We start from the raw sequence: 25,165 nt of genomic DNA, 5'->3' as shown, positions 1-25,165 counted from the left end.
TACTCCGTTATCTAAAAATCCGTGCGCCAAGGCTCGACAGCAAGCCCAGTAGCGCTCGGGATAAAAATGATTATGCGCGCATACGGGTAATGCGTGAGACCCCAGCAAGACCGCGTAATTTACGGATAATTCGCGCCAAGTGCACACGGTCACGTACGCTGATGCCAAGCTGAATGACACTGATACGGCCATCGCGCTCATCGACGCTGATTTTATCAATATTGGCATCGGCTTCGCTGATAGTGCTGGCTAATAGGGCGATTAAGCCGCGCTGGTGAGCCAGTTCAATGCGTAATTCAACATTAAATTCGCTATCAATATCTTTCGCCCAAGTCAGTGGAATGCACTTTTCCGGATTATTGCGGAACTCAGCAATATTTTTACAGCTGTCCCGATGCACCACCATGCCTTTGCCGGCAGATAAGTGGCCGACAATGATGTCACCGGGAATGGGTGTGCAGCAGCGTGCGTAGTTGAGCACTAGGCCTTCGGTGCCGCGGATTACCAGTGGCCCATCGGCAGCTAAAGGATTGGCTGCGGATTCTTCGCTCGACAGTAAGCGCCGGGCAATTACATGCGCTGTGCGATTACCGAGACCGATCTCTTCGAGCAGGTCATCACGTTCATCTTGATGGTTTTCTTGGAGCAGCGCTTGTAAGCGTGCTTCTGGAATATCGTCAAGGCGTGCGCCTAAGTTATCAAGGGCTTTGCTCAGTAAGCGGAGGCCTAAACTGACGGACTCCTCGCGGCGTTGCTGTTTCAGCGCGTGACGAATATGCGTACGGGCTTTACCGGTGACAACAAAATTGAGCCAATTAGGATTAGGCTGGGTATTAGGTGCAGTGATCACTTCAACTGTGGCACCGCTTTCTAATGCTTGCGATAAGGGCGCAAGGCGACGATTGACTCGGCAGGCAATGCAAGTGTTACCCACGTCAGTATGCACTGCATAGGCAAAGTCCACTGGGGTGGAGCCTTTGGGCAGTTCCATGATGCGGCCTTTGGGGGTGAACACATAGACTTCATCAGGGAATAAATCGATTTTAACGTTTTCAATAAACTCTAATGAGTTGCCGGCATTTTGTTGCAGTTCTAGTAAGCCTTGTACCCACTGGCGGGCGCGGGCGTGGTTATTGCGGCGACCGTCTTCTTCAGTTTTATACAACCAGTGCGCAGCAATACCGTTATTGGCCAGCTCTTCCATTTCCTTGGTGCGGATTTGAATCTCAATGGGTACCCCATGCATACCAAATAAAGTGGTGTGCAAAGATTGGTAACCATTGGCTTTAGGAATGGCAATGTAATCTTTAAAGCGGCCGGGAAAAGGTTTGTAGAGATTATGTACAGCGCCTAACACGCGATAACAGGTATCCACTTTGTCGACGACAATGCGAAAGGCATACACATCCATAATTTCAGCGAACGCTTTACGTTTGCCACGCATTTTTTGATAAATGCTATACAGATGTTTTTCGCGACCGCTGACTTCACCGGGTAAACCTTCGCGCTCTAAGCAATGGGCGATGGATTCTTGGATTTTGTTGACGATTTCTTTGCGATTGCCGCGCGAGCTTTTTACCGCGGATTGAATACGCGCAGCCCGCATGGGGTACATGGCTTTAAAGCCGAGGTCTTCAAACTCTGCATAAATGCGGTTCATGCCCAAACGGTTGGCGATTGGCGCGTAAATTTCGAGAGTCTCTTTCGCAATACGGCGGCGTTTTTCCGCATTTAACGCACCAAGAGTGCGCATATTGTGCAGACGGTCGGCCAGCTTAACCAAAATCACGCGAATATCGCGGGCCATGGCCATAGCCATTTTTTGAAAGTTTTCTGCTTGGGCTTCGGCTTTGGTGCCGAATTTCATTTGGGTTAATTTAGTTACACCGTCCACAAGCTCGGCCACGCTTTCGCCAAACTGCGCGACTATGGCTTCTTTGGGAATGCCGGTGTCTTCAATTACGTCATGCAGCATGGCGGCCATCAAACTTTGATGGTCCATGTGCATATCGGCCAAAATAGTTGCCACTGCTAGCGGGTGAGTAACATAGTGCTCACCACTGCTGCGTAACTGACCATCGTGCGCTTGCTCGGCATAATAATACGAGCGGCGTACCGCATTGACTTGGTCTTGACTTAAATAAGCTGTTAACTGCCCAGTTAGGCGATCTAAAGCAGGCATAGCTCACCTCCTGATAGCAATAATTCCTTATTTACGCAGTAAGTCACCTGCATTTGAATCTGCGTGCTTATTTGTCATCAAAAGCTGCAAACAAAGGTTCGTCAGCAGTCAGAGCTTCTTCTGCAGCAATCATTGCATCGTCCACTAGACCTGCAGCAATTTCACGCAAAGCTAAAACGGTAGGTTTGTCGTTTTCAACAGGCACTTTAGGCTCTTTACCACCAGTAGCTAATTGGCGTGCGCGCTTAGTGGCCAACATCACTAAAGCAAAGCGGTTATCAACGTGTTCTAGGCAATCTTCAACAGTAACGCGAGCCATAGTATTCCTCACAGAAAAAATAGCGCCAAAAAAAGGCGCAAATATGGGCATAGTTTAAGAAATTAAGCTCGACAAAGAAAGGGGATTGCCATCTTTGTCGCGCAGGTACCACTATCCTAGCAGGTCGGATAGCAGTTGTGTGTGACGTTTTTGCTGAGTGCTCAGCAATAACTGATTGGAACGAAAGATTGCTTTTAGGTCTTCCAGCGCCGTGGAGAAATTATCGTTGATCACAATGTAGTCGTATTCAACGTAATGGCTCATCTCAGTAATGGCCTGCTGCATGCGCGATTCGATCACATCATCAGCATCTTGCCCGCGATTGTGCAGGCGCTGGCGCAGGTCTTTATGGGTCGGCGGCAAAATAAAAATAGACTTGGCGTCGGGTACTAACCTGCGTACTTGTTGCGCACCTTGCCAGTCGATTTCTAGAATCAAATCATAGCCTTTCGCCAGAGTTTGTTTCACCCAAGAGTGCGAAGTACCGTAAAGGTTGCCGAAAACTTCAGCGTGCTCTAAAAAGTCACCCTGCTCAAGCAGCTTAATAAACTCTTCCCGTGGGGTGAAGTGGTAGTTGACGCCATCCACTTCACCAGGACGCATCGCACGGGTTGTATGTGACACCGATACCCGTACCTGTGCCATAGCATCCATTAGTGCTTTTACTAAACTTGTTTTTCCTGCACCCGATGGTGCGGAGACAATATAAAGCGTCCCAGTAGTGGCCATGCAATACCTATAAAAATTTAAAACAGCGTTGACAAATACAGTACCAGCTGTGTTCTGAGAGCTTGTCTAGTCAAGGCAAGTTCAGCTGTTAAAGCTTACGGCTGATGACTCAGTATTGCGCATATTCTAACAGTAAATACTGCAGCGCTTCATCTGTAATCCACAGCACTGCTTTTATCCAATTTTAGCGATAAGTACTGGCAATTAAACTGACCATAGTCTCGGCAGCGCCAATATGGGGCAGTACTTTAATTATTTTGTCAGGCCACTTTTCCTGCATTGCTGCAATTTCACGTGGCACATCGTTCACCACATGGGTGCCCGAGGACAGAAAATAAGGCAGTACGCTGACTTCATCGACGCCATTATTGAAACACGCATCAAGGGCGCTTTCTATTGAGGGTGTTGCCAGCTCAAAAAACGCTACTTGTACATTGTCTACGGCCAGTTGTAAGTGCTCTGCGACTCTGGTGGCCAGCACTCTAACTTCCTCGTTGGAGGCGTCACGGCGGCTACCGTGGGCGACAATTAACAATCTTTTCATGGGTGTGTATCCTGTGCGGCAGTGCTTATTTAGAGCGGCAATAGTAGCGCTTGTACTGGGTATTGTCCTGAGTCGGTTGCTCAACAAAAACAGCTTCTGCATAGTAGGGGCTAATTTAGCCATGGGTTGTATGGTTGGCTTAGGCTTAAATATGCAGTCTGAGCATCATAAATAGAGTGCTGTGCATTCAGCCCAATTTGCTATTGCAGTACTGCTTGACTAAACATTTGTTAAATTTATCAGAGAAGGGCAAGTCCATTATGGGTGCTTATTACCAGCTTATTGGCCGGCAAACAGATGCAGATGGTGCTGTCACCGCTAAGTATCGCTCAACCATCCATGCGCAAGGTGCTTGGAACGAGAATGAGCAACATATGGCGCCTGCCAGCGGCATTATCGCCGCCGAATTAGAGCAGTTTCAGCCCCGTGATGATGTGCGTATTGGCCGTATCAGTTACGATATTTTTGGCCTGATTGCTGCCGGTGAATTTGTCATTACCACGCGGGTGGTGCGCCCTGGTAAAACCATTGAGCTGCTTGAGGCAGAAATGCAAGCCAAGGGTCGCACCTGCATCGTGGCTCGCGCTTGGCGGATGTGTGTGCAAGACAGCTCGGCAGTTGCCGGCTTAGAGGATCAAGGCATTGCGCAGCCTGATACGCTAGCGCAGTGGCATGGTATGTCACGCTGGCCCGGTGGTTTTATTCAAAGCTTGGAGGCCCGTATTGGGGCAAATTACCGAGCGGGTAAAGGGGTTGTTTGGCTTAATAACGCAAAAGATATGGTTGAAAACCAGCCAACCACCGACTTTGTTCACTTAATGGGCATGGTGGATACTGCAAACGGTATTGTACCGCGTCAGGGCGATGACTTTGCTTGGGCTTTCCCGAATTTAGATTTGCAAATCCACTTGCACCGCTTCCCTACTGGTCGCTGGCTGGGCTTACAAGCTACGCAGCAGTTCGGTAGCGATGGCATTGGTTTAACCAGCGCTATTTTGCATGATGTGCAGGGCCCGTTTGGCCGCAGCGAGCAGATTTTGACCCTCAGAAAAATTCGCTAGCTTAATTGACAGCTGCAGGCCATGCAGCTGTCAGTTCGTGGATAAATTACCGTGTTGTGGCTGGTTTTAGATGACTGGATTGATCAACAAAAATCAGCTGGTCGGTAGCAAAACCCAGTTCACTCATCTTTGCCACTAACCGCGCTTGCTGTTCTGGCGGCAAAGTGGGCGTGCGCGACAGTAACCACAGATAAGATTTATCAGGGCCGCTCACTAGTGAGTATTGATAGTCTTGGTCTAAGTCGAAAATAATATAAGAACCATAAAAAGGGCCAAAGAACGACACTTTTAGATAGCCCGTGTGCTCATCTTCAACAAAGTAAGCCTTGCCTTGTGCCTCTCCCCATTCTTGTTGTGCTGTTTTAAAGCCACGGTTGAGCACTTTGATACCGCCGTCATCGCGCATGCTGTACTCGGCAGTCACCTGCTGCATACCGCGCTCAAAAGAGTGGTCGAGGCGAGCAATTTCATACCATGTGCCTAAATAGCGCTCGGCCTGAAAATCTTTAACCGGCTCAATACCCTCAGGTATAGAGACGCAGCCTGTAAGCAGAAAAACTAGTGCAGTCATTAAATAGCGCATGGGGTGTAACTCCTCAGGTTGTGCAGCCTAGCATCGGTTTTTTCGGAAAAGCTATACATAAAGTGCTGGTGTACAAGAATATTCCTGTGCATTATAGCTGCGTGTATAAGATTTTGCAGCGGTTACTGACTGTTATTATCGCCTGCTAGGCATTGTTGAGTGCGTGTACTGATGAAGAAAACCCATTTACCAGAAAAGCTCTGCCCAGTGTGTCAGCGCCCCTTTGCTTGGCGGAAAAAATGGGAAAAAGATTGGCCGCAGGTTAAATACTGATCTAAACGCTGCGCAGGCCAGCGTTGATTACCCGGTGCTCAACATGACTAAAACTTATCAGCGCTTGCGCTTAATTCTTGGCGATCAGCTCAATGCCAGCCATTCGTGGTTCCAAGATAAAGACCCCGACACGCTGTATTTGATCGCGGAGCTGCGCCAAGAAACCGATTATGTGGTGCACCATGTGCAAAAAATCTGTGCGTTTTTTGCCGGGATGCAGCAATTTGCGCAAGCCTTAAATACGGCTGGCTTTAATGTGCTGCATTTGGATTTAGATGACACCCAAGCTTTTAATGATTTACCGCACTTGCTGACGGTGCTGCTGGATGTGCATCAAATCCAGCATTTTGAATATCAGCTGCCCGATGAATACCGTGTACGCCAGCAACTGGCGGAGTTTAGTGCGCAATTGCGCATCAGCAGTCAGGGTGTGAGCAGTGAACACTTTTACTTAAGTGATGATGAGTTGCCGCGTTATTTTAGTGCAGGTAAGAAGCACCGTATGGAAGCCTTCTACCGTAAAATGCGCCAACGTTTCGCTATTTTAATGGACGGTGACGGCCAGCCTGAGGGCGGGCAGTGGAACTTTGATGCCAATAACCGCAATAAACTTAAAGCCAGCGATTTGTCCAGCGTGCCGCAGCCGTTGGTCTTTAGTAATGATGTCAGCGAGATTCTTGTGCGCCTTGAGCGCCATAACATTAAAACCATGGGGCAGGCACACAGCAGTTTACTGTGGCCGGTCAATCGTCAGCAGGCTAAAGAGTTGCTGGATTACTTTTGCCGTTATTGCTTGCCACTGTTTGGCACCTTTCAAGATGCGATGACTGGGCAACTCAAGCAGCGCGGCAATAATCGCCAGTGGAGTTTGTATCACTCGCGTTTGTCGTTTGCCCTGAACAGCAAAATCATCAGCCCGCAGTTGGTGGTGGATACGGTGCTGGCCCATTACCGCGCCCAGCAAGGGCAATTACTCTGCGCTGAACCACGCATTGATATCGCTCAGGTGGAAGGCTTTATTCGGCAGATTCTCGGCTGGCGCGAGTTTGTTCGTGGCGTCTATTGGCTCAATATGCCGAACTACGCCAGCCTCAATGCGTTATCCGCGCAGCGCAGCTTGCCGTCGTGGTTCTGGACCGGTAAGACTCAGATGAAGTGCATGCAACAGGCGATTGAGCAGTCGTTAGAGTTTGCCTACGCGCACCATATTCAGCGCTTGATGATTACCGGTAATTTTTGCCTGTTGGCCGGTATTGATCCGGATGCAGTGGATGCCTGGTATCTGGGTGTGTATATCGATGCGTTGGAATGGGTGGAAATGCCCAATACCCGTGGCATGAGCCAGTTTGCTGATGGCGGTATTGTCGGCTCAAAAGCCTATGCGGCCAGTGGTAGTTATGTCAATAAAATGAGTGATTATTGCGGCTCTTGTCATTACAAAGTGAGCAAAATCACCGGTGCTGATGCCTGTCCGCTGAATGCCTTGTATTGGCACTTTATGCAGCAACAGCAAGCCGCCTTGGGTAATAATCCGCGCAATGCCATGGTCTACGCCAATTGGCGCAAGAAAACGCCTGAGCAACAGCAAGCAATCTTGGCCCGTGCTGAAGAGTGCCTTGCTGATCTTGAGCAGCTTTAGCTATGACGCTGGCGGTGGTGTGGCTCAAACGTGATTTGCGCCTGAGCGATCATCAACCTTTGCTGGACGCCGCCGCCACTGGCTTACCGGTGCTGCTGTTGTACTGTTTTGAGCCCATGTTGTTGCAGGATAGGCATTACTCAGCGCGGCATTGGCGCTTTGTGCGTGAGTCGCTGCAAGATATTCAGCAACGTGTACCGCTGGGCAGTTTGTATGTGATCAAGCACGACGTGCTCAGTACCTTGAGTCAGTTGCATCAACGTTTTGGCATTGCTCAGCTGTTTTCCCATCAAGAAGTGGGCTTAGATAACACCTTTGCGCGTGATCAAGCGGTGCAAACCTGGTGTGATCAGCAGGCTGTGCTGTGGCATGAAGCGCCCTATGCCGCGGTGGTGCGCGGCTTAAAACAGCGCGATCACTGGGATACACATTGGAAAAAAGTGATGCGCGCACCCTTGGCTGATGTGGATTTGGCACGGGTGAACTGGTTTTGCGCGACCACTGAGTTAAGCAACTTTAAGTGCGTCAACGATTACCCCGCAGCGCGTGATACAAACTTTCAAGAGGGCGGCGAGCAGGCGGCGCATGCTGTGTTAGCGTCGTTTTTCCAGCAGCGCGGTAAAAAGTACTTTGGCTCGATTTCCAGTCCAGAGCTAAGCCAAACCCATTGCTCACGTTTATCTGCTTATTTAGCTTGGGGCAATCTTAGTCTGCGTCAGGTCTATCAAACCTTGTTAGCGCATTGGCAGACGCCCGGCTGGAAACGCAGTTTAGTCGCGTTTAGTGCGCGCCTGCATTGGCATTGTCATTTTATTCAAAAGTTCGAAAGCCAAAGTGATATGCAGTTTTATCCGGTCAACAGCGGTTATGACTTACTGCCGCGCGTGACCGGTGAGTTGGCTGAGCAACGCTTGCTGGCGTGGCAGCAAGGGCAAACGGGTATTCCGATGGTGGATGCTTGTATGCGCAGCTTGCAGCACACCGGCTATTTGAACTTTCGCATGCGTGCCATGTTGGTGAGCTTTTTATGCCATCACTTAGAAGTGGATTGGCGCCATGGCGTGCAACATTTGGCGCGTTTATTTTTAGATTTTGAACCGGGGATTCATTTTGCCCAGTTTCAAATGCAAGCGGGCGTCACCGGTATTAATACCATCCGCATTTATAGCCCAGCCAAGCAAGGTGAGGATAAAGACCCCGAAGGCCGCTTTATAAGGCAATGGGTGCCAGAGTTGGCCAGCATTCCTGCGCCGCTGATTCATCAACCTTGGCTGCTCTCGCCGATGGAATGCTTGATGTACAACGTTGAGTTGGGCGTGGATTATCCGCAGCCCATTGTCGATCTCAAACACAGCTATGCCAAGGCGCAAGAGCTCTTATGGGGCTGGCGCGAACGCCCTGAAGTGCAGCGTGAAAACTACCGTTTACTCAAGCGTCATGTGCGTTTAGCTGCCAGTGGTAGCGCTTAATAATGGTGTTTGTGTGGTGTGCTTTTTTGAAAGGCTTGCTGGCTTCAGCTAGAATGCGTGGCGCAGGCGGAAACCGTGGCTCTGCAGCAAGGAGCGTTCTTTTCTTGCATCTCAATCTGTTTTTTCGACCGGGACGGACCGGCTCTTAATCTAAGAGCTGCATGCTGCTCTGTGGAGTTTTAATTGATTGCCTTAAGTCCGATTAAACGTCGTTTGCTGTACGTCAGTGTGTTTGAGCTATTGGGCATTGTCTTTGCCACCTTGGTGCTAATGGCGCTCAGTGGCGGTGATGCCAAACAATCCTTGCCGGTGGCGGTGATTGTCTCGACCGCAGCGGTTGTATGGAACTTTATTTACAACACCTTGTTTGAAGCTTGGGAGGCGCGCAAGCAGATCCAAGCGCGCACCGTCAAAATCCGCACTGCCCATGCGATTGGCTTTGAGGGCGGTTTATTCGTATTTTGTTTGCCGGTGTATATGCTGTGGTACGGCGTTGGCATGTGGACAGCGCTGACTATGGAAGCCGCGCTGTTGCTGTTTTTCTTGGTGTACACCTTTTTGTTCACTTTGGCGTTTGATCAGGTGTTTACCTTGCCGCATATGCTGGAGGCTGAAGGGTAATAAACGTTTGAATACTTTGCGTTGAAAATCTATTTTGTCCTGGTATAGCAATGAATCCAGTATTACTTGCTGTAGTTATGAGTACTAGTAGTGCATCTAATTGGCTCACTGCATGAGCCAAAAGACAATTTAGATTAAAGGGCGATAGCTTGTGGTTTGTTAAGGTCACAGGTGAGCTTTTAATTGAGTTAGCAAGACAACTCTGACGCTAAACCCTATAGTTCAGCCAGCATATAGATTAAGGATTCAGGCATGCAACAAATAGGGATTTATGAGCAGCTGATTACCCAGTTGGTTGAGTCACGTTTAAATCGCGACAAGTTCTATGTCGGCGAGCGCAGCTTAGAGTCGGCTGAGGCCTCAGTCTGGCTGTCGCGCTTTTTAAGTGGCATTTTAGAGTTTGCCGTGGGTTCGGTGGCCAGTGGCGATAACCAGCTGCAAGAGCAAATTAATCTGGCCAACCAGCTGCTGCTGTGGCTCAAAGCGCAGATGGACGATAAAGACTTCTTCGATGAAAACTTGCTCGATAGCCAAGGAAAAATCTTAACCGCTTTATATACGCTGGAAAATCCTGTCGCGGCTGATCTAAAAAAATATGTAGAAGATATTTTTCCGCTGACTGGTCTGACGCAAAGTGAGTTGTTTTGCGGTAGCAATGCGGGACTGTCTTTAGAAACAGAACTCAAGCGTGAGATTTTATCATCGGACAAAATCTATTGGCTGGTGTCTTTTATCAAGTGGACGGGAATTCGTATTTTCCGTAAAGAACTGGAAGAGTTCACTCGCAGTGGCCGTCAGCTTAAGGTGATTACCACCTCTTATATGGGCGCGACCGATGCCAAAGCGGTTGAGTTTTTAGCCTCATTACCCAATACGCAAATCAAGCTGAGTTACAACACCCAGCGTGAGCGTTTACATGCCAAGAGCTATTTGTTTTTGCGCAATACCGGCTTTCACACCGGCTATATCGGCTCTTCAAATTTATCGCACTCAGCCTTAACCAGCGGTTTGGAGTGGAATCTTAAAATCACTTCGCAAGAAATTCCGCACATCATCGAAAAGTCCCTGAGCACCTTCGAAACCTATTGGGCCTCGAACGATTTTGAGGTGTTTGACGGAAAGGTTGAAAGTAAGGAGAAACTTAACACGGCACTGCGTGAGGCGCGCGGTGGCTACACTGAAGCTACGGCCTATTTCTTTGATTTAAAGCCTTTTCCACACCAGCAAGAAATCCTTGAACAGTTAGCAGTCGAACGCGATTTACATCAGCGATATCGAAACTTGGTTGTGGCAGCTACAGGCACCGGTAAAACCCTTATCTCGGCGTTCGACTTCGCGCGTTTCTTGCGTGATAAACCTGAAGCTAAGTTTCTCTTTGTTGCCCATCGCCAAGAGATTCTTAAGCAAGCACAAGTCTCATATCGTGGTGTGTTACGCAACAGTAACTTTGGTGAGCTTTGGGTTGGCGGGGCCAAGCCTGAGCACCATCGCCAGCTGTTTGCCTCGATTCAGACACTGAACAATCAGTTGGCTGACTTAACGCTGACCCCAGATTATTACGACTATATTGTGATTGATGAGGTGCACCATATTGCCGCGGCCAGTTACCGTGCCGTGCTGGAGTATTTTACTCCGACGATTTTACTGGGCTTAACCGCAACCCCAGAACGTCACGATGGCAGTGATATTTTGGCGGATTTTGGCGGGGTGATTGCAGCAGAAATACGTTTGCCGGAAGCCATTAATCGCCGCCATCTATGTCCATTTCAATACTTTGCCATTGATGACGATACCGATCTGCGCAACATTCCTTGGAGTCGTGGTCGTTATGACATTGCCCAGCTGACCAATCTGTATACGCACAACCATGCGCGGGTGAATAAAATCCTGCAGAGCTTGCAGGAAATTGTCACTGATATTGGCCGTATTAAAGCCTTAGCGTTCTGCGTCAGTCGTGCCCATGCTGATTTTATGTGTCAGCAGTTTGTGCTGAAAGGCATCAAAAGTGATGTGCTGACTAGCGATAACAGCCATGAGCGTCAGCAAAAACAACAGGCGCTACGCTCGGGACAGATCAACGTGTTGTTTGTGGTGGATATTTTCAACGAAGGTGTGGATATCCCTGAAGTGGATACGCTGCTGTTTTTGCGTCCCACAGAAAGCTTAACCATCTTCCTGCAGCAACTTGGACGCGGCTTGCGTTTATTTGATGGCAAAGAGTGCTGCACCGTTTTGGACTTTGTCGGTAACTCACGGCCTGAATATGACTTTGCACAGAAGTTTAGAGCGCTAGTAGGGCAAACCAATCGTGCGATTAGTCATGAAATCGAGCAGGGCTTCCCGCATGCACCCTTAGGTTGTCGGATTGAGTTAAGCAAGCGCACGCAAGAGATGGTGCTGAGTCATATCCGCCAAGCCACGGTTAATTTAAACCGTTTAATTGGCCTGATTCGCAAGTTTCCATCAGACTCAAATCTGCCCCTAACCTTGACGAACTTCTTAAAAATACATCCCAATTTAAAGCTGGAAGATATTTATAAACGCGGCAGTTGGACGCGTTTAGTGGCACAGGCTTTCCCCGAGCAAGCAATGACTACGGCCAAGGATGGGCTGATTAAAGTGTACGAAAGCGCGATTAGAAATAAACTTTTAAGCTGTGATGGTTTTGCTTATTTACAGTTTATACAAGAGTTGGCAGGTAATGATTTTGTGCTCACTGAGCAGATGGATCCGCGCATGGCTGTGATGTGCCATTACGATTTCTGGCAAAAGCCGGGGGACAAGCTTGGCTTTGCCACGCTGGCGCAAAGCCTTAAAGCATTAGATCAGCCAGAGCTTAAAACAGAGTTGCTTGAAGTCTTGGCCTTGCTGATTAATCGTATTCGTTACGAGCAGTTTGCGTTGGATGATGTACCGCATAATCCGCTGCAGGTGCATGCGCGCTATACCCGTGAGCAAATCGTGGCTGGCTTTGGTGTGACAACATTTGATTACAGCAGGATGGTTCTTGAAGGTGTCTTGCCTATCAAAGATCAAAATATTGATGTGTTTTTTGTCACCTTAAATAAAAACGAAAAGCAATTTTCACCGACCACTATGTATCACGACTATGCAATTAATGAGCAGTTGTTCCATTGGCAGTCGCAAAACAGCTCTAGGCCAGAACGAGGTGCTGGGTTGAGCTATATTCAGCACAAGCAAACGGGTAAGCGTATGTTTTTATTTGTCCGTGAGCAAAGCAAAGATGAATACGCTAGCACCATTGGTTTTGTGAACTTCGGTGAAGTCGAGTATGTATCGCACCACGGCAGCCAGCCCATGAGCATTACATGGCAGCTAAAAACGCCCATGCCGCACTTTATGTGGAAGCAAGCGGCGAAACTAGCGGTGGGCTGATATGCATGAGCTACAGCTTTATTAAAGGCAACCATTACAGATGAGTTGTAAAGTTAGGTATCAACATGGCATTGCTGTAGTTGGGTTTAGAGGTTGAAAAACAAGCAGCGATAACTGTGAGTAGATCTCAAATGGACATTGTAGAGTCTAAAAGTATATTTTTAGACGATTATGGACATCATGTTGTCCGTCAGGTTGTGGTTATGACAAACTTTTTACTATTGGATGACACTGATGTGCAGCGCGCCTTTGCTGCTCATTTGCGCAAACTGCGTGAAGAAGCCAAGCTATCGAGGGATGCTTTAGCACAGCGCAGCACTGTACCAGCCTCGACCATTAAAAGGTTTGAACTGACGGGAGAGGTTTCTTTTCGACAGCTTTTGCTGCTTTGGCAAAGTCTGGATGATTTGCAGCGTTTATATGAGCTAGTTCAGTCGCCCAAGCGGGGCGCTCCTTTACCGACCTCTATTGTAGAGGTGTTAGCCGATGAGTTTTAAGCCTGGGCACATTTCGACCCCGTTGAGTAAAAAACAAAGAGTGTAGGGTAATTCAACATGAAATTAGGCCGTAACGATCCCTACTCCTGTGGCAGCGGTAAAAAGTACAAGTGCTGCTGCATGGATAGCATCGCAAAACAGTCTGCACAGGTGGCTGATGATATTGCTCAAGTGCTAGCAATGAGCCCTAACCTGAGCCTGGATGAATTAAACCTTGTCGCGCAGCGAAAAATAGAGCAGCGCAATCATCAGCCGCATGCTGATTTTTGTGGCCTCACATCTACGCAGATGCAAAATTGGCTGTATGCCCCGCTGGATGAGTTAATTGATGTCACCATCAATACGCCTAGCGATTTATCCGGTAGCCCAGTGATGCGTTATTTAGCCTTGATACTAGATGAAGCCATGCAGCAAGGCGGCTCTTTTAAAGCAACGGCCAAAGGTAATCTGCCAGCCAAACTGGTCAAGCAAGCGTCTGCGTTGTTGCCTGAATTTGCTGTGGCTGAGTTCGAAACGGTGCCCAGTATTAGCGAGTATATGGGTAGCAACGAGGATAAGTTTAATGCCTTGCACTACACCCGTGTTTTGGCTGAGCTTGCAGGCATTATTTATCATAAAAGTGGGTCTTACCACGTTAAGAAGGCGGCACAAAAGCACTACGCAGAGCAGGGCTTGCAGGCTTTCTTTATGCCGATGCTCAGCGTTGCTATTAAGCAGTACAACTGGGCATACCTTGATAGCTGGAATGACCAGGTTGATTTACGTACGTTTTGGTTGTTTATGTTATGGCGGCTACAGAGTCATGGTTCTGCGAATCGATTGAGTGAAGAGGTTGCTTGTGCGTTTCCGACTTTACTTGATCAATTGCCTATTGAAGAATATTTTTCACCAGAGCAATTATTAAGCTCGTTGATCAAGTCGCGTTTTATTAAGCGTTTTTTACAGTTTTGGGGATTTGTTACTGTGGATCGGAAAAGTGCTTTTTATAGCCAAGAAGACCCAAGTAGAGCAGTTAAGATGCAACCGCTGTTTAGAGCGAGCTTTGTTTTTGCAGTTTAGCAAGAGCAGACTCTAGTAATTGTGAGCCTAAGCATGTGCTCGTCAAGCTATGCCCCTGCTTTTAATAGTATAAACGCCAGTATAGGGCAGTTAATTAATAGCATCTTATGCGCTGTGATCTTCTTTACAGCGCTTTTCTTATAACTATGCTTTCTAAGTAACGGGTGATTCAGCCAGAGTGTTGTTACCGTTGGTCAGCTGAACTGAACTAAGCCTTCCTGCAGTGACTCACACTTATGTACACGGATAGAAAACTATCTATATCTTTTCACCTGTACAGAGGTAATAAAAATGAAAACTCTAACTCGTAAATACGCTGGCCTTGTTGTTTTTACTGCTCTTTTGGGCATGCCAATAACATACGCACAGGCTAATCAAACCGTAGATGAAGTCCAAGAAGTTATCTCCGATAGCTGGATCACTAGCAAAGTGAAGTCTGTTTTTCTGAGCAACACCAACATCGGTGGCTTGGATATTAAAGTAGAGACTGTGGATGGCGTTGTTGCGCTGTCTGGAGTGGTACCTACGACAGCTGAACGTGACCTTGCGATCGCTAAAGCCAAGGAGGTTAAAGGTGTTAAAGGTGTCGCAGCTGACGGTTTAAAAGCCAGTCGCTAAACGTTTAAACACTACACCGATAATAACTTTGACGATAATTTAAGGTGATTTATGAATACTGATATTTTTGAAGGCAAGTGGAAACAACTCAAAGGCCAAGTAAAAGTGCGCTGGGGCAAACTCACCGATGATGACTTAGATGTGGCTGAAGGCCATAGTCAGTATTTAGCCGGTAAGTTACAAGAGCGTTATGGCTTAACTAAAGAAAAAGCTGAAGAAGAAATTGCTGAATTTAATCGCAAATTATAACTTCGGCAGTAAACAGCTTGGGCATAGATTAAGCCCTGTTACCCTAGCTGTTCTATAGTACTCAGCCCTGCGCAGTAACCTATAAAAGTTATTGCGCAGGCGCTACAAATAGATCATATATTGCCCCGCACAAGGAATGCGCGAAAGCTCTTAATGAAAGTTGCAGTGAACCCAGTACTGGCTGCGGAGGCTGCATTAACAATCATCAAAGAAAGGATATGAGCTATGTTATACACAATCGCATTAATACTAGGCATCTTATGGGTTTTAGGATTGGTTTCCTCTTACACCATGGGCGGGCTTATCCACATTCTTATCGTAATTGCCGTCATTATGGTTTTATTACGAGTCATTAGCGGCCGCAAACCGTTTTAACCGTAAGCTCATTTGGCGGTCAGTTTTTCAGTGACCGCCGTAGATAAGTCAGCAGCTACCCATCACCTCGCTGAAGACAGTGGTGGGCTGCTACGGCCTTGATAAATGCGGTAAATGTTGAGTTTATTGGTTGGTGAGACTGTTATGGGCTTGTGTCGACATCATTCGATATTCTGCACCTGCTCGCGCATTTGCTCAATTAAAACCTTAATATTCACTGCAGCTTGAGTGGAGCGTGGGTCAATGGCTTTCGAGCCTAGGGTGTTGGCTTCGCGGTTGAGCTCTTGCATGAGAAAATCCAAACGTCGACCAATGGCTCCGCCGGTTTTCAATACGCGGTGGACTTCGCTGATGTGTGTGGTGAGGCGGTCAAGTTCTTCGGCGACATCGCTCTTTTGCGCGAGTAAGACTAGTTCTTGCTCAAGGCGCTGCGGGTCGATTTCTACTTGCAACTCTTGGCAGCGGGTGAGGATTTTCTGGCGTTGAACTTCCAGCATTTCTGGTACCAATTCGCGCAGCACGTTGGTTTCGTTTTGAATGGCATCTAAGCGCTCACTGATGAGGCGGGCTAAGTCTGCACCTTCACGGCCACGGCTTTCTTTTAACTGCTGCAGCGCCTGGCTAAACAAAGTGGCGGCCGCACTATTTAATTCTTGGCTGTCTACGGATTGCGTGCTGAGTACACCGGGCCAAGCTAACACTTCGAGCGGGTTGAGTGCTGCTGGCTGTTTGATTTGCTGAGCAATTTGCTCGGCGGCGTGAATCAATTGCTGAGCGCGGGCATGATCAACTTGTAAGGCCGACTCGCTGGATGACTCGGTTAAGCGCAGCGTGCACTCAACTTTACCGCGGGATAAACCATTGCGTAGAGCTTCACGAACCGGCCCTTCTACTTCACGTAGGTTATCGGGCAGGCGCAAGTGCGGTTCTAAATAGCGATGGTTAACTGAGCGCAACTCCCAGCTGAGCGTGCCATATACACCGTTTTGCTCAACACGAGCGAATGCGGTCATGCTATGCACCATGAGAAAACTCCAAATATAAGGGGAAGAATATTGCGCCAATTGTAGCGAATTTTTCGATGGGTTGTGTTTACAATACTGCTATCGGGATGTTCTATCCCTATAATGCTTCATTCATATTTTAAAATAGGAATATTCAATGACACGTCCTAGTGGCCGCGAACTCGATCAACTGCGTCAGGTGCGTATTACCCGTAACTTTACTTGCCATGCTGAAGGGTCAGTTTTAGTTGAGTTTGGTAACACTAAAGTGATTTGCACCGTGAGTGTAGAGAATGGCGTACCGCGTTTTTTAAAAGGCCAGGGACAAGGTTGGTTAACCGCAGAGTACGGAATGTTACCGCGCGCAACAGGCAGCCGTACCCGTCGTGAAGCCAGCAGTGGTAAGCAAGGTGGTCGTACTTTAGAGATTCAGCGTTTGATTGGCCGCTCATTGCGCGCTGCGCTGGATATGACCAAGATGGGTGAAAATACCTTATATGTTGACTGCGATGTGATCCAGGCTGATGGTGGAACGCGCACTGCAGCTATTACAGGGGCGATGGTTGCATTAGTGGATGCGTTGGAAGTGATGAAAGAGCGCAAGTTACTGAAAAACGGTTCGCCGCTCAAGCAGATGATCGCTGCTGTTTCTGTTGGTATTTATAAAGATTTGCCTGTGCTAGATTTGGACTATCCAGAAGATTCCACTGCGGAAACGGATCTGAACGTAGTGATGACCGATGCCGGTGGTTTTATCGAAGTGCAAGGCACTGCAGAAGGCGCACCTTTTGGTTCTGAGCAGCTTAACGCCATGTTGGCTTTAGCGGATAAAGGTGTACGTGAGCTTTTTGCGCTGCAGCAGGCAGCACTACAAAGCGAGTAATGCTTAAATTAGAGCGATAGGAGAGTGATAATGGATGAGCTAACACCTCTTTCCCCTGAGGGGCCTAGCGCAGAGGCGAAACAATGGGCAATGTTGACCCATTTGGCCGCTTTTGCAGCTTTTTTGATTCCATTCGGTAATATTATTGGCCCATTACTGGTGTGGCAGTTGAAAAAGGATCTAGGGCCTTTTGTGGAATATAACGGTAAAGAAGCAGTTAACTTCCAGATCACCGTGGCAATTGCTGCTGTGGTGTGTTTTATCCTGATTTTTGCTTTAGTCGGAGCTTTGTTGTTACCGGTGTTGGGGCTGGTCTGGTTGGTTTTTACTATTATTGCTGGTGTTAAGGCCAACGACGGTGTGGCTTACCGTTATCCAATGACTATTCGCTTTATTAAGTAAAATGACTGCGAGGTGCTGAATAACTCCGCTGGGCTATGCGGGGGTTATTCAGCACTGTATTTAGACAGACAGAACCCAGTCGTAATCAACACTAAAAGGGGCATGCTGAGAAAAACGCGGCTGCCGTGAAAGTTTTGCGCTGCGTACGGTACGGCGCATCCCTTGTGTAAGAAGCTGGTAGTCAAAACGCCAGCCTAAATTCAGTAGCTCAGCTTGTTCGCTATCAGCCCACCAACTATACAGCTCGCCTTCTCGATTGACTTCGCGCAGAGCATCGATAAAGCCCATCGTTTCAATGACTTCATCCATCCAAGCACGTTCTGGGGTTAAAAACCCAGTTTCTTGCTGGCAGTCGCGCCAATGTTTGACATCAAGCTTGTTGTGCGCAATATACAAAGAAGCACAGTAGATATAGTCGCGCCGCTTACGCCGCTGTTTATCCAAGTGGCGGCCAAAGTCATCCATAAACTTGAATTTTTGGTTGAGCTCTTGCTCATCTTTATGGCCCGAGGGCATAAAAACACTGGCGATACTGACTTTATCGAAGTCCGCCTGAATATAACGGCCGTAGCGATCAGCCGCCTCAAAGCCTAAGCTGGTTATAATAGCTTTGGGTTGCAGGCGGGTGTAAATGGCAACACCGCCTTGCGCAGGTTGCTCAGCATCGCAGGCATAGCAAAAATATCCATGTAACTGCATTTCAGGCGCTTCCATTTCATACACACTGGCGCGTGTATCTTGCAGGCAAATGACGTCTGCATTTTGTGTATGCAGCCAGTCAAATAGCCCTTGTTCAATAGCATTGTGAACCCCGTTCACATTTATACTAATAACCCGCATGGATAGCCCTTATAAAAAAAGTGTGTGTATGATACCGAATGTACTTTAAATTGGCTAAACCCAAAGCGTTAAGGACCCTTTATGCAAGCATATCAACGAGAGTTTATTCAGTTCGCACTTGAGCGTGGAGTTTTGCGCTTTGGTGAGTTTACCTTGAAGTCGGGGCGAGTAAGTCCTTATTTTTTTAATGCGGGGCTGTTTGACTCAGGTTTAGCGTTGGCCAAGTTGGGGCGCTTTTATGCGCAAGCGCTAATGGACAGTGGCTTATCTTACGATGTGGTGTTTGGCCCGGCTTATAAAGGTATTCCTTTGGCGGCAACCACTGCTGTTGCTTTAGCAGAGCACCATCAGCGCGATATGCCCTGGTGCTTTAATCGTAAAGAAGCTAAAGATCACGGTGAAGGCGGTACTTTAGTTGGGGCACCTTTAGCCGGTAATGTGGTTATTGTTGACGATGTGATCACCGCTGGTACGGCCATTCGTGAAGTGATGCAGATCATTCAAGCGCAAGGTGCGCAGGCGGCTGGGGTGCTAATTGCTTTAGACCGGCAAGAGCGTGGCACAGGCGCTTTATCGGCAATTCAAGAAGTGGAGCGTGATTTCAATATGCCAGTAATTAGCATTGTATCTTTGCAACAAGTGCTAGAATACTTGGCAGAAAGTGCAGAATTAAAGCAGTATTTACCTGCAGTCGAGCGTTACCGCGAAGACTATGGCATTTAATAAAACTAAAAAAAGCTACCTGTATCTTCAAGGAGATTAGTGATGCGGTTACGCGGCCTTCTATATTCTGTGTTCGCGCTGGGTGTATTCACCAGTCAGGCGTCCTTCGCGGTTGAGTATTATCGCTACACTGACGAGCGAGGGATTACTGTGATTAACCGCCAAGGGGTGCCCCCGCACCTGATTGGTAAAGGTTATGAGGTGTTGAGTGAGCAAGGCCGGGTGATCCGCGTTGTTCCGCGCGCGCCAACGCCTGAAGAGTACCGGCAAATGCAGGCTGATAAAGAGCGAGCTAAGTCCGACCGTCAACTGTTAATGCTCTACACGCGTATTGAAGATATTGATCGTGCCCGTGATCGCAAAGTTGCTGATATTGATGGGCAAATTAGTATTGCTCGAGGCAACTTGTTATCAGTAAACAGTTTGAGATCCGACCTGCAAGCTCAAGCTGCTAGCCAAGAGCGTGCAGGCCGTACCGTGAGCGCTTCTTTACTAAAACAGATTGAAGATGCAAGCATCGACCAACAACGTCTGCAGCAGCAAATTTCCCGCTATTTAAACAGTAAAAAGGCGATTGAAAGCGCTTTTGCGCGCGATAAAAATCGCTTAGCTGAGTTGCTACAGAAGAATTAAGACACACTTAATAATTGAGTGGCGGGCTAAAATACCGTAGTCTTAGCCCTCTTTTAGCAACACGGTCACCCCTTTCCGGATAAGTTCCGGCATTTGGGAAGCATATTCTTCCCACCCTTTATGGCGATCTGGTTGCGTAATAACGTGCCCGATCGTAGCTTTATGCTACTTATATGTAGCTATCTTTCTTCCCTTAGGGGATGCCCCAACAAACGGGTTCAGGATAAAACCTTGAGGTTTTAAGTTGTGCTGGGCCTGCATAGAGTGGAGAGTAGCCATGACTCAAACAATAAATATAATGCCTCTCAGTAATGAGGGATTTACAGAAAATACACGCTTTCAAGTTTATACGGATCGCCAATTTGATAAAATTGAGCCATTGCAAAAACTATCTGAAGAGCAGCGTTTTGAAATGCGTGTGGTTGCCAGTGTGCTGCCATTTCGCGTTAACCAGTATGTTATTGATGAACTGATTAATTGGGATGATGTGCCCAATGATCCAATCTTCCAGCTGACCTTTCCGCAGCGCGGAATGTTAGAACCGTCTGATTATGATTTGATGGCGCAAGCATTGCGCGATGAGTTGCCGCGCGCAGAAATTACGCAATTGGCCCGTGAGATCCAAGGACGTTTGAATCCGCACCCAGCCGGACAGCAAGAGATGAACGTGCCGATGCTGGATGGCGAAGCCTTGGACGGCATGCAGCACAAGTACCGTGAGACGGTGCTGTTTTTCCCTAGCCAGGGACAGGTGTGCCACAGTTATTGCACATTCTGTTTCCGTTGGGCGCAGTTCGTAGGCAATAAAGAGCTACGCTTTGCCAGTAACGAAGCTGACTCTTTGCACCGCTATTTAGCGCAAGATAGCAGCATCACCGACTTGCTGATTACCGGTGGTGATCCCATGGTGATGAAGACCCGTCATGTGGTCAGCTACCTTGAGCCTTTGCTCAAGCCTGAGCTAGAGCACTTACAAACTGTACGCATTGGTACTAAGGCGTTGACCTTCTGGCCACAGCGTTTTGTCACTGATGATGATGCGCAAGAGCTACTCGACCTGTTTAAAAAACTGGTTGATGCCGGTAAGCATGTGGCAATCATGGCGCACTTTAACCATTGGCGTGAAATGGAAACGCCGATTGTGCGTGAGGCGATTCGCCGTATCCGTGCTACTGGTGCGGTGATTCGTGCACAAGCGCCCTTGGTTCAACACATTAATGATGACCCAGATGTTTGGGTGCGCATGTGGCGTACGCAAGTGCGTCTAGGCATTATCCCATACTACATGTTTGTTGAGCGTGATACCGGTGCTAAGCGTTACTTTGAAGTGCCTTTGGTGCGCGCCTTTGAGATTTACCGCCAAGCCATTCAGCAAGTGTCAGGCCTCGCGCGTACTGCTCGTGGACCGTCCATGAGTGCTGGACCTGGTAAGGTTGAGATTCAAAGTATTATTGAGCTCAACGGTGAGAAGGTTTTTGTTCTGCGCTTTATTCAAGGCCGTAACCCTGATTGGGTGCAGCAAACCTTCTTTGCTAAATACGATGAAAAAGCCACTTGGTATGACGATCTAGTACCTGCATTTGGTGAGGAAAAGTTCTTCTTTACTGATGAGTACGAAGCGATGTGTAACACTGAAGGTCATTTAGCAGGCGAATAAACAAAAACGCCCGCATCTGCAGTGCGGGCGTTGCTTGTTGGCTGTGGTGCATTAGTTGTCAGTAATTAATGTACCAACGCCATGATCAGTAAATATTTCCAGCAGTACTGCATTCGGCACGCGGCCATCAATGATGTGTGCGCTGTTGACCCCACCTTGTACTGCATCTAAAGCGCAGCGAATTTTTGGCAGCATGCCGCCATAAATTGTGCCATCGGCAATCAGCTCATCCACCTGAGCAGTATTCAAACCAGTCAGGACATTGCCTTCCTTATCCATCAAGCCGGCAATGTTGGTCAGGAGCATCAGCTTTTCTGCATGCAGCGCTTCCGCTACTTTACCTGCCACCAAGTCAGCGTTGATATTGTAGGATTCGCCATTTGGACCAACGCCAATGGGGGCAATCACAGGGATGAAATCACCCTGAACTAACATGTTAAGTAGCTCTGTATTGACGCTGGCCACTTCACCCACTTGGCCAATATCAATAATTTCTGGTTGCTGCATATCGGCAGCTTGGTGAGTGACTTTGAGCTTACGCGCGCGGATTAAACGCGCATCTTTACCGGTTAAACCAATGGCGCTACCGCCGTGGCTATTAATTAAGTTGACGATGTCTTTATTCACTTGACCGCCTAGCACCATTTCCACCACATCCATGGTTTGCTCATCGGTGACGCGCATCCCTTCTATGAAACGGCTTTCAATGTTGAGGCGCTTGAGCAAATCAGCAATTTGTGGGCCGCCGCCGTGCACGACAACAGGGTTAATGCCTACGGCTTTCATCAGCACGATATCGCGAGCAAAACCGGTTTTTAACTCTTCGCTTTCCATGGCATTGCCGCCATATTTGATTACCAGAGTTTTACCCACAAAGCGGCGAATATAAGGCAGAGCTTCGGAAAGTACTTCGGCGACGTGAATGGCATCAGCGCGATTTAAAGTCATCTTTAACAGATCCTGTGGTTAAAAAGGTAAAGAAATATCAGGGGCGACGGCTTGCAGCTGTTGGCGAAACAGGGCTTTCACTTGCTCTAAGTCTGCAGCGGTTTCACCTTCAAAACGTAACACGAGCATCGGTGTGGTGTTGGATGCGCGCACTAAACCCCAGCTCTTTGGAAAGTCAGCACGGATGCCGTCAAGTAAAGTCAGGCTGGCATCACCCCACTGCGCATCACTTTGTAAGCGCTCAATAATGCTGAACTTGCTGTCTTCCGTCACTTCAATGTTGATTTCTGGGGTGGAGAGGTTGACTGGGAAAGCCGCAAACACAGCGTCAGCATCGCGCTCTTCAAGGCTGAGGATTTCTAGCAGGCGAGCGGCGCTATAAATACCATCGTCAAAACCAAACCAGCGCTCTTTAAAGAAGATATGCCCGCTCATCTCCCCGGCCAGTAAAGCACCGGTTTCTTTCATTTTAGCTTTGATGAGTGAGTGACCAGTTTTCCACATAATTGGACGGCCACCGTAACCACTAATCAGTGAAGCTAGGCGGCGTGTGCATTTCACGTCAAAGATAATATCGGCGCCGGGATTGCGCGACACAACATCTTTAGCAAAGAGCATCATAAGGTGGTCTGGGTAGATAATGCGTCCACTGTTGGTGACTACACCTAAGCGGTCAGCATCGCCATCAAAGGCAATCCCGAGGTCAGCATTTTCACTCTTCACTCGAGCAATGAGTTCTTGTAAGTTTTCTGGCTTGCCGGGGTCAGGGTGGTGGTTGGGAAAAGTGCCATCGACATCGCAATACAGCGGAATCACTGTACAACCCAGCGCCTCTAGTAATTGTGGGCCAATGACGCCACCGACACCGTTGCCGCAGTCGACTACGACCCGCATGGGCTTGGCTAAGGCAATGTCATCACGAATATGCTCAAGGTACCTTTGCAGCATTTCTACGCTGGCAACGCTGCCGGAACCGCTGTTTAAGTCATCATTGATAATGCGCGAATGCAACGCGGTAACGCGCTCGTTGGCTAGGGTCTCGCCAGCAATAACAATTTTAAAGCCGTTGTAATTAGGCGGGTTATGGCTGCCGGTGACCATCACCCCTGAGGTGGCCTCAAGGACATGGGTGGCAAAGTACAGTACTGGTGTTGGCACCATGCCTAGGTCGGTAACATCACAGCCGCAATCGGTAAGGCCTTGAATGAGGGCTTGCACCATATCTGGACCTGACAAGCGTCCGTCACGGCCGACAACGACATTGGGCTCACCGTTGGCGATGCTCTCTGAGCCTACGGCGCGGCCAATCCAGTAAGCGGTGTCGGTGGTTAGGGTGTCGCCCACAATGCCGCGGATATCATAGGCGCGGAAAATACTGCTCGGTACATTTTGCGCCGCAGCACTGGCTTGCGCTGCTTGATCGGCTTGGCCGAGGCCAAACACATCGTCATCTAAAATATCTATGTCCAAAATATCAGTGTCCAATGATTGGTAGAGAGAGTCAGTCGCGCTGCTGGCGACCTGCGTGAGGTCTGCAGTTGCAGCGCTACTCACTGGTGCAGGGCGTGCCGCGTTGGTTTTCTTTGGCGTTTCGGGTGTTGCTTGCGATAAGTTTTTTATCACTTGCTGTAAAGCAGCCAGGTTAAATGTATGCGGTTTAATGCTTTTGCCTTGCGCCCAGTCTTGTATGGTTTTGTTTAAGACTAAAGTGTCCGCTTTAAGTTGGCGCTGTACGCTGAGGTGCAGTAAATAAATCGCGGCAAGCATGCAAAGTAAAGCTAACGCCAGTGCAGTTAAAAAGCTGGAGTTCAGCACGGCTGCATTGCTTGCGAGGTCTGGGGCGCTAATCACCAGCTTCCAGTTGGGGTTGTTGGTGTTAAAGGTGCGACTAAGGGCTTCGCTTGGTGCGCTACCTAAACTGTAGAGTGTTTGGACAGGACCATTGGCAAATTGTTGTTGCAAGGTCACCTGTAGCTGCGCATGCGGGAATACAGGTAAACCCTCGAGCAGGCTGGCTAAGTCATAGGTGATGAGCAAGCTGCCAGGTGCGCTTTTATCTTGCAGTTTAGCGGCGCTATACAGTAGCCAGCGCTGCCCGACGAATAAGGCTTCTGGCCAGGGCTGTGATCCACGTTCAGCGCGCTGTAGCAGGTCGAGGGCGGCAAAGCTAATGGGGGCGTCGCGGTTGTGATCCTGAGTGGATTGACCGCGCGGATTGAGATACACATCCACTGTGGCGCCACGGTGTAACAAACTGCGCTCAGCGATACGTTTATTGCCCGGCTGTGGGCTTTGTAAGGCTTGCGCAAGTCTGGGATTGTTGGCTGCCTCTTTGGTGTCGTTTTGAATAAATGCCAAGCGTTGATTGATTGCCGCAGTATAGGCTGCGCCCCAAGTGTCTAGCTGCTCTTCAGACTGTCCTTGTTGTTGCGAGGACTGCCCGAGCCAAATAACTGCGCCT

25 protein-coding genes are annotated in these 25,165 nt (G+C 48.4%); 16 read left to right on the top strand and 9 right to left on the bottom strand.

From position 1 onward, the window contains the following. Positions 1-70: 70 nt before the first annotated feature. The 4 genes from spoT to O6P33_RS01205 form a co-directional block, all read right to left on the bottom strand. Positions 71-2,182, bottom strand: a complete 2,112-nt coding sequence (spoT, locus tag O6P33_RS01220) for a bifunctional GTP diphosphokinase/guanosine-3',5'-bis pyrophosphate 3'-pyrophosphohydrolase (protein ID WP_269818439.1) — start codon at positions 2,180-2,182, stop codon at positions 71-73. Positions 2,183-2,249: 67 nt separating this feature from the next. After that, positions 2,250-2,501, bottom strand: a complete 252-nt coding sequence (gene rpoZ / locus O6P33_RS01215; RefSeq protein ID WP_269818438.1) for a DNA-directed RNA polymerase subunit omega — start codon at positions 2,499-2,501, stop codon at positions 2,250-2,252. A 111-nt stretch (positions 2,502-2,612) separates the two neighbouring features. After that, complete coding sequence (gene gmk, locus O6P33_RS01210; protein WP_269818437.1) at positions 2,613-3,230, bottom strand: guanylate kinase; 618 nt, start codon at positions 3,228-3,230, stop codon at positions 2,613-2,615. Positions 3,231-3,414: 184 nt separating this feature from the next. Continuing rightward, the gene (locus O6P33_RS01205; RefSeq protein ID WP_269818436.1) at positions 3,415-3,774 is read right to left on the bottom strand and encodes a sirohydrochlorin chelatase; all 360 of its coding nucleotides are present in this window, start codon (positions 3,772-3,774) and stop codon (positions 3,415-3,417) included. 215 nt (positions 3,775-3,989) lie between these two features. Between O6P33_RS01205 and O6P33_RS01200 the strand changes: the two genes are divergently transcribed. After that, positions 3,990-4,835 carry a thioesterase family protein gene (locus tag O6P33_RS01200; protein WP_269818435.1) on the top strand — a complete coding sequence of 282 codons (846 nt, stop codon included), beginning with the start codon at positions 3,990-3,992 and terminating at the stop codon, positions 4,833-4,835. Between the two features lie 46 nt (positions 4,836-4,881). Here the strand turns inward: O6P33_RS01200 and O6P33_RS01195 are convergent, their stop codons facing one another. Next, positions 4,882-5,418: a lipocalin family protein gene (locus O6P33_RS01195; RefSeq protein ID WP_269818434.1), complete on the bottom strand. Its 537-nt coding sequence runs from the start codon at positions 5,416-5,418 to the stop codon at positions 4,882-4,884. 171 nt (positions 5,419-5,589) lie between these two features. Here O6P33_RS01195 and O6P33_RS01190 point away from each other — a divergent pair, with 171 nt between their 5' ends. The 10 genes from O6P33_RS01190 to O6P33_RS01145 all read left to right on the top strand — a co-directional run bounded on the left by O6P33_RS01190 (position 5,590) and on the right by O6P33_RS01145 (position 15,614). Continuing rightward, complete coding sequence (locus O6P33_RS01190; RefSeq protein ID WP_269818433.1) at positions 5,590-5,691, top strand: DUF2256 domain-containing protein; 102 nt, start codon at positions 5,590-5,592, stop codon at positions 5,689-5,691. A gap of 43 nt (positions 5,692-5,734) precedes the next feature. Beyond that, positions 5,735-7,330: a cryptochrome/photolyase family protein gene (locus O6P33_RS01185; protein ID WP_269818432.1), complete on the top strand. Its 1,596-nt coding sequence runs from the start codon at positions 5,735-5,737 to the stop codon at positions 7,328-7,330. A 2-nt stretch (positions 7,331-7,332) separates the two neighbouring features. After that, positions 7,333-8,799, top strand: a complete 1,467-nt coding sequence (locus O6P33_RS01180; RefSeq protein WP_269818431.1) for an FAD-binding domain-containing protein — start codon at positions 7,333-7,335, stop codon at positions 8,797-8,799. A gap of 183 nt (positions 8,800-8,982) precedes the next feature. After that, positions 8,983-9,420, top strand: a complete 438-nt coding sequence (locus O6P33_RS01175) for a PACE efflux transporter (protein ID WP_269818430.1) — start codon at positions 8,983-8,985, stop codon at positions 9,418-9,420. A gap of 252 nt (positions 9,421-9,672) precedes the next feature. Beyond that, a complete protein-coding gene (locus tag O6P33_RS01170) occupies positions 9,673-12,816 on the top strand; it encodes a DUF3427 domain-containing protein (protein WP_269818429.1) in 3,144 nt (1,047 codons plus the stop codon). A gap of 203 nt (positions 12,817-13,019) precedes the next feature. Then, positions 13,020-13,313: a helix-turn-helix domain-containing protein gene (locus tag O6P33_RS01165; RefSeq protein WP_269818428.1), complete on the top strand. Its 294-nt coding sequence runs from the start codon at positions 13,020-13,022 to the stop codon at positions 13,311-13,313. A gap of 120 nt (positions 13,314-13,433) precedes the next feature. Next, positions 13,434-14,372 carry a hypothetical protein gene (locus O6P33_RS01160; protein ID WP_269818427.1) on the top strand — a complete coding sequence of 313 codons (939 nt, stop codon included), beginning with the start codon at positions 13,434-13,436 and terminating at the stop codon, positions 14,370-14,372. Positions 14,373-14,663: 291 nt separating this feature from the next. Beyond that, positions 14,664-14,990 carry a BON domain-containing protein gene (locus O6P33_RS01155; protein ID WP_420094950.1) on the top strand — a complete coding sequence of 109 codons (327 nt, stop codon included), beginning with the start codon at positions 14,664-14,666 and terminating at the stop codon, positions 14,988-14,990. 51 nt (positions 14,991-15,041) lie between these two features. Next, positions 15,042-15,239: a CsbD family protein gene (locus O6P33_RS01150; RefSeq protein WP_269818426.1), complete on the top strand. Its 198-nt coding sequence runs from the start codon at positions 15,042-15,044 to the stop codon at positions 15,237-15,239. Between the two features lie 225 nt (positions 15,240-15,464). Further along, positions 15,465-15,614, top strand: coding sequence for a lmo0937 family membrane protein (locus O6P33_RS01145; RefSeq protein WP_269818425.1), 150 nt, complete (start codon positions 15,465-15,467; stop codon positions 15,612-15,614). Between the two features lie 161 nt (positions 15,615-15,775). Here the strand turns inward: O6P33_RS01145 and O6P33_RS01140 are convergent, their stop codons facing one another. Further along, a complete protein-coding gene (locus O6P33_RS01140) occupies positions 15,776-16,639 on the bottom strand; it encodes a YicC/YloC family endoribonuclease (protein WP_269818424.1) in 864 nt (287 codons plus the stop codon). A gap of 136 nt (positions 16,640-16,775) precedes the next feature. On the opposite strand from O6P33_RS01140, the gene rph reads away from it, so the two are divergent. Then, a complete protein-coding gene (rph, locus tag O6P33_RS01135; protein ID WP_269818423.1) occupies positions 16,776-17,501 on the top strand; it encodes a ribonuclease PH in 726 nt (241 codons plus the stop codon). A 27-nt stretch (positions 17,502-17,528) separates the two neighbouring features. Continuing rightward, on the top strand, positions 17,529-17,903 hold the full coding sequence (locus tag O6P33_RS01130) for a DUF4870 domain-containing protein (RefSeq protein WP_420094972.1): 375 nt from the start codon (positions 17,529-17,531) through the stop codon (positions 17,901-17,903). Positions 17,904-17,963: 60 nt separating this feature from the next. Here the strand turns inward: O6P33_RS01130 and O6P33_RS01125 are convergent, their stop codons facing one another. Next, on the bottom strand, positions 17,964-18,743 hold the full coding sequence (locus O6P33_RS01125; RefSeq protein WP_269818421.1) for an exodeoxyribonuclease III: 780 nt from the start codon (positions 18,741-18,743) through the stop codon (positions 17,964-17,966). Positions 18,744-18,824: 81 nt separating this feature from the next. Between O6P33_RS01125 and pyrE the strand changes: the two genes are divergently transcribed. From pyrE to O6P33_RS01110, 3 genes are all read left to right on the top strand, one after another. Further along, positions 18,825-19,466, top strand: a complete 642-nt coding sequence (pyrE, locus tag O6P33_RS01120) for an orotate phosphoribosyltransferase (RefSeq protein WP_269818420.1) — start codon at positions 18,825-18,827, stop codon at positions 19,464-19,466. Between the two features lie 42 nt (positions 19,467-19,508). Next, positions 19,509-20,099 (top strand): DUF4124 domain-containing protein, encoded by a 591-nt coding sequence (locus tag O6P33_RS01115; protein WP_269818419.1) that lies wholly within the window; start codon positions 19,509-19,511, stop codon positions 20,097-20,099. Positions 20,100-20,376: 277 nt separating this feature from the next. After that, on the top strand, positions 20,377-21,756 hold the full coding sequence (locus tag O6P33_RS01110) for a KamA family radical SAM protein (protein WP_269818418.1): 1,380 nt from the start codon (positions 20,377-20,379) through the stop codon (positions 21,754-21,756). A gap of 51 nt (positions 21,757-21,807) precedes the next feature. Here the strand turns inward: O6P33_RS01110 and argB are convergent, their stop codons facing one another. After that, positions 21,808-22,704, bottom strand: a complete 897-nt coding sequence (gene argB / locus O6P33_RS01105) for an acetylglutamate kinase (RefSeq protein WP_269818417.1) — start codon at positions 22,702-22,704, stop codon at positions 21,808-21,810. Positions 22,705-22,722: 18 nt separating this feature from the next. Beyond that, positions 22,723-24,147, bottom strand: coding sequence for a phosphomannomutase/phosphoglucomutase (locus tag O6P33_RS01100; protein WP_269819435.1), 1,425 nt, complete (start codon positions 24,145-24,147; stop codon positions 22,723-22,725). Positions 24,148-25,165: the final 1,018 nt, after the last annotated feature.

It is taken from the genome of Denitrificimonas caeni (assembly GCF_027498055.1).
In the GTDB taxonomy this organism is placed as follows: Bacteria; Pseudomonadota; Gammaproteobacteria; order Pseudomonadales; family Pseudomonadaceae; genus Denitrificimonas.
This window is presented reverse-complemented; position numbering and strand designations above follow the sequence as displayed.

Excerpts from the sequence above, each read along its gene's own strand:
- spoT (WP_269818439.1), bottom strand. The coding sequence starts at position 2,182 with ATGCCTGCTTTAGATCGCCTAACTGGGCAGTTAACAGCTTATTTAAGT.
- rpoZ (WP_269818438.1), bottom strand. The coding sequence starts at position 2,501 with ATGGCTCGCGTTACTGTTGAAGATTGCCTAGAACACGTTGATAACCGC.
- gmk (WP_269818437.1), bottom strand. The coding sequence starts at position 3,230 with ATGGCCACTACTGGGACGCTTTATATTGTCTCCGCACCATCGGGTGCA.
- O6P33_RS01205 (WP_269818436.1), bottom strand. The coding sequence starts at position 3,774 with ATGAAAAGATTGTTAATTGTCGCCCACGGTAGCCGCCGTGACGCCTCC.
- O6P33_RS01195 (WP_269818434.1), bottom strand. The coding sequence starts at position 5,418 with ATGCGCTATTTAATGACTGCACTAGTTTTTCTGCTTACAGGCTGCGTC.
- O6P33_RS01190 (WP_269818433.1), top strand. The coding sequence starts at position 5,590 with ATGAAGAAAACCCATTTACCAGAAAAGCTCTGCCCAGTGTGTCAGCGC.
- O6P33_RS01185 (WP_269818432.1), top strand. The coding sequence starts at position 5,735 with ATGACTAAAACTTATCAGCGCTTGCGCTTAATTCTTGGCGATCAGCTC.
- O6P33_RS01180 (WP_269818431.1), top strand. The coding sequence starts at position 7,333 with ATGACGCTGGCGGTGGTGTGGCTCAAACGTGATTTGCGCCTGAGCGAT.
- O6P33_RS01170 (WP_269818429.1), top strand. The coding sequence starts at position 9,673 with ATGCAACAAATAGGGATTTATGAGCAGCTGATTACCCAGTTGGTTGAG.
- O6P33_RS01165 (WP_269818428.1), top strand. The coding sequence starts at position 13,020 with ATGACAAACTTTTTACTATTGGATGACACTGATGTGCAGCGCGCCTTT.
- O6P33_RS01160 (WP_269818427.1), top strand. The coding sequence starts at position 13,434 with ATGGATAGCATCGCAAAACAGTCTGCACAGGTGGCTGATGATATTGCT.
- O6P33_RS01155 (WP_420094950.1), top strand. The coding sequence starts at position 14,664 with ATGAAAACTCTAACTCGTAAATACGCTGGCCTTGTTGTTTTTACTGCT.
- O6P33_RS01150 (WP_269818426.1), top strand. The coding sequence starts at position 15,042 with ATGAATACTGATATTTTTGAAGGCAAGTGGAAACAACTCAAAGGCCAA.
- O6P33_RS01145 (WP_269818425.1), top strand. The coding sequence starts at position 15,465 with ATGTTATACACAATCGCATTAATACTAGGCATCTTATGGGTTTTAGGA.
- O6P33_RS01140 (WP_269818424.1), bottom strand. The coding sequence starts at position 16,639 with ATGGTGCATAGCATGACCGCATTCGCTCGTGTTGAGCAAAACGGTGTA.
- rph (WP_269818423.1), top strand. The coding sequence starts at position 16,776 with ATGACACGTCCTAGTGGCCGCGAACTCGATCAACTGCGTCAGGTGCGT.
- O6P33_RS01125 (WP_269818421.1), bottom strand. The coding sequence starts at position 18,743 with ATGCGGGTTATTAGTATAAATGTGAACGGGGTTCACAATGCTATTGAA.
- pyrE (WP_269818420.1), top strand. The coding sequence starts at position 18,825 with ATGCAAGCATATCAACGAGAGTTTATTCAGTTCGCACTTGAGCGTGGA.
- O6P33_RS01115 (WP_269818419.1), top strand. The coding sequence starts at position 19,509 with ATGCGGTTACGCGGCCTTCTATATTCTGTGTTCGCGCTGGGTGTATTC.
- O6P33_RS01110 (WP_269818418.1), top strand. The coding sequence starts at position 20,377 with ATGACTCAAACAATAAATATAATGCCTCTCAGTAATGAGGGATTTACA.
- argB (WP_269818417.1), bottom strand. The coding sequence starts at position 22,704 with ATGACTTTAAATCGCGCTGATGCCATTCACGTCGCCGAAGTACTTTCC.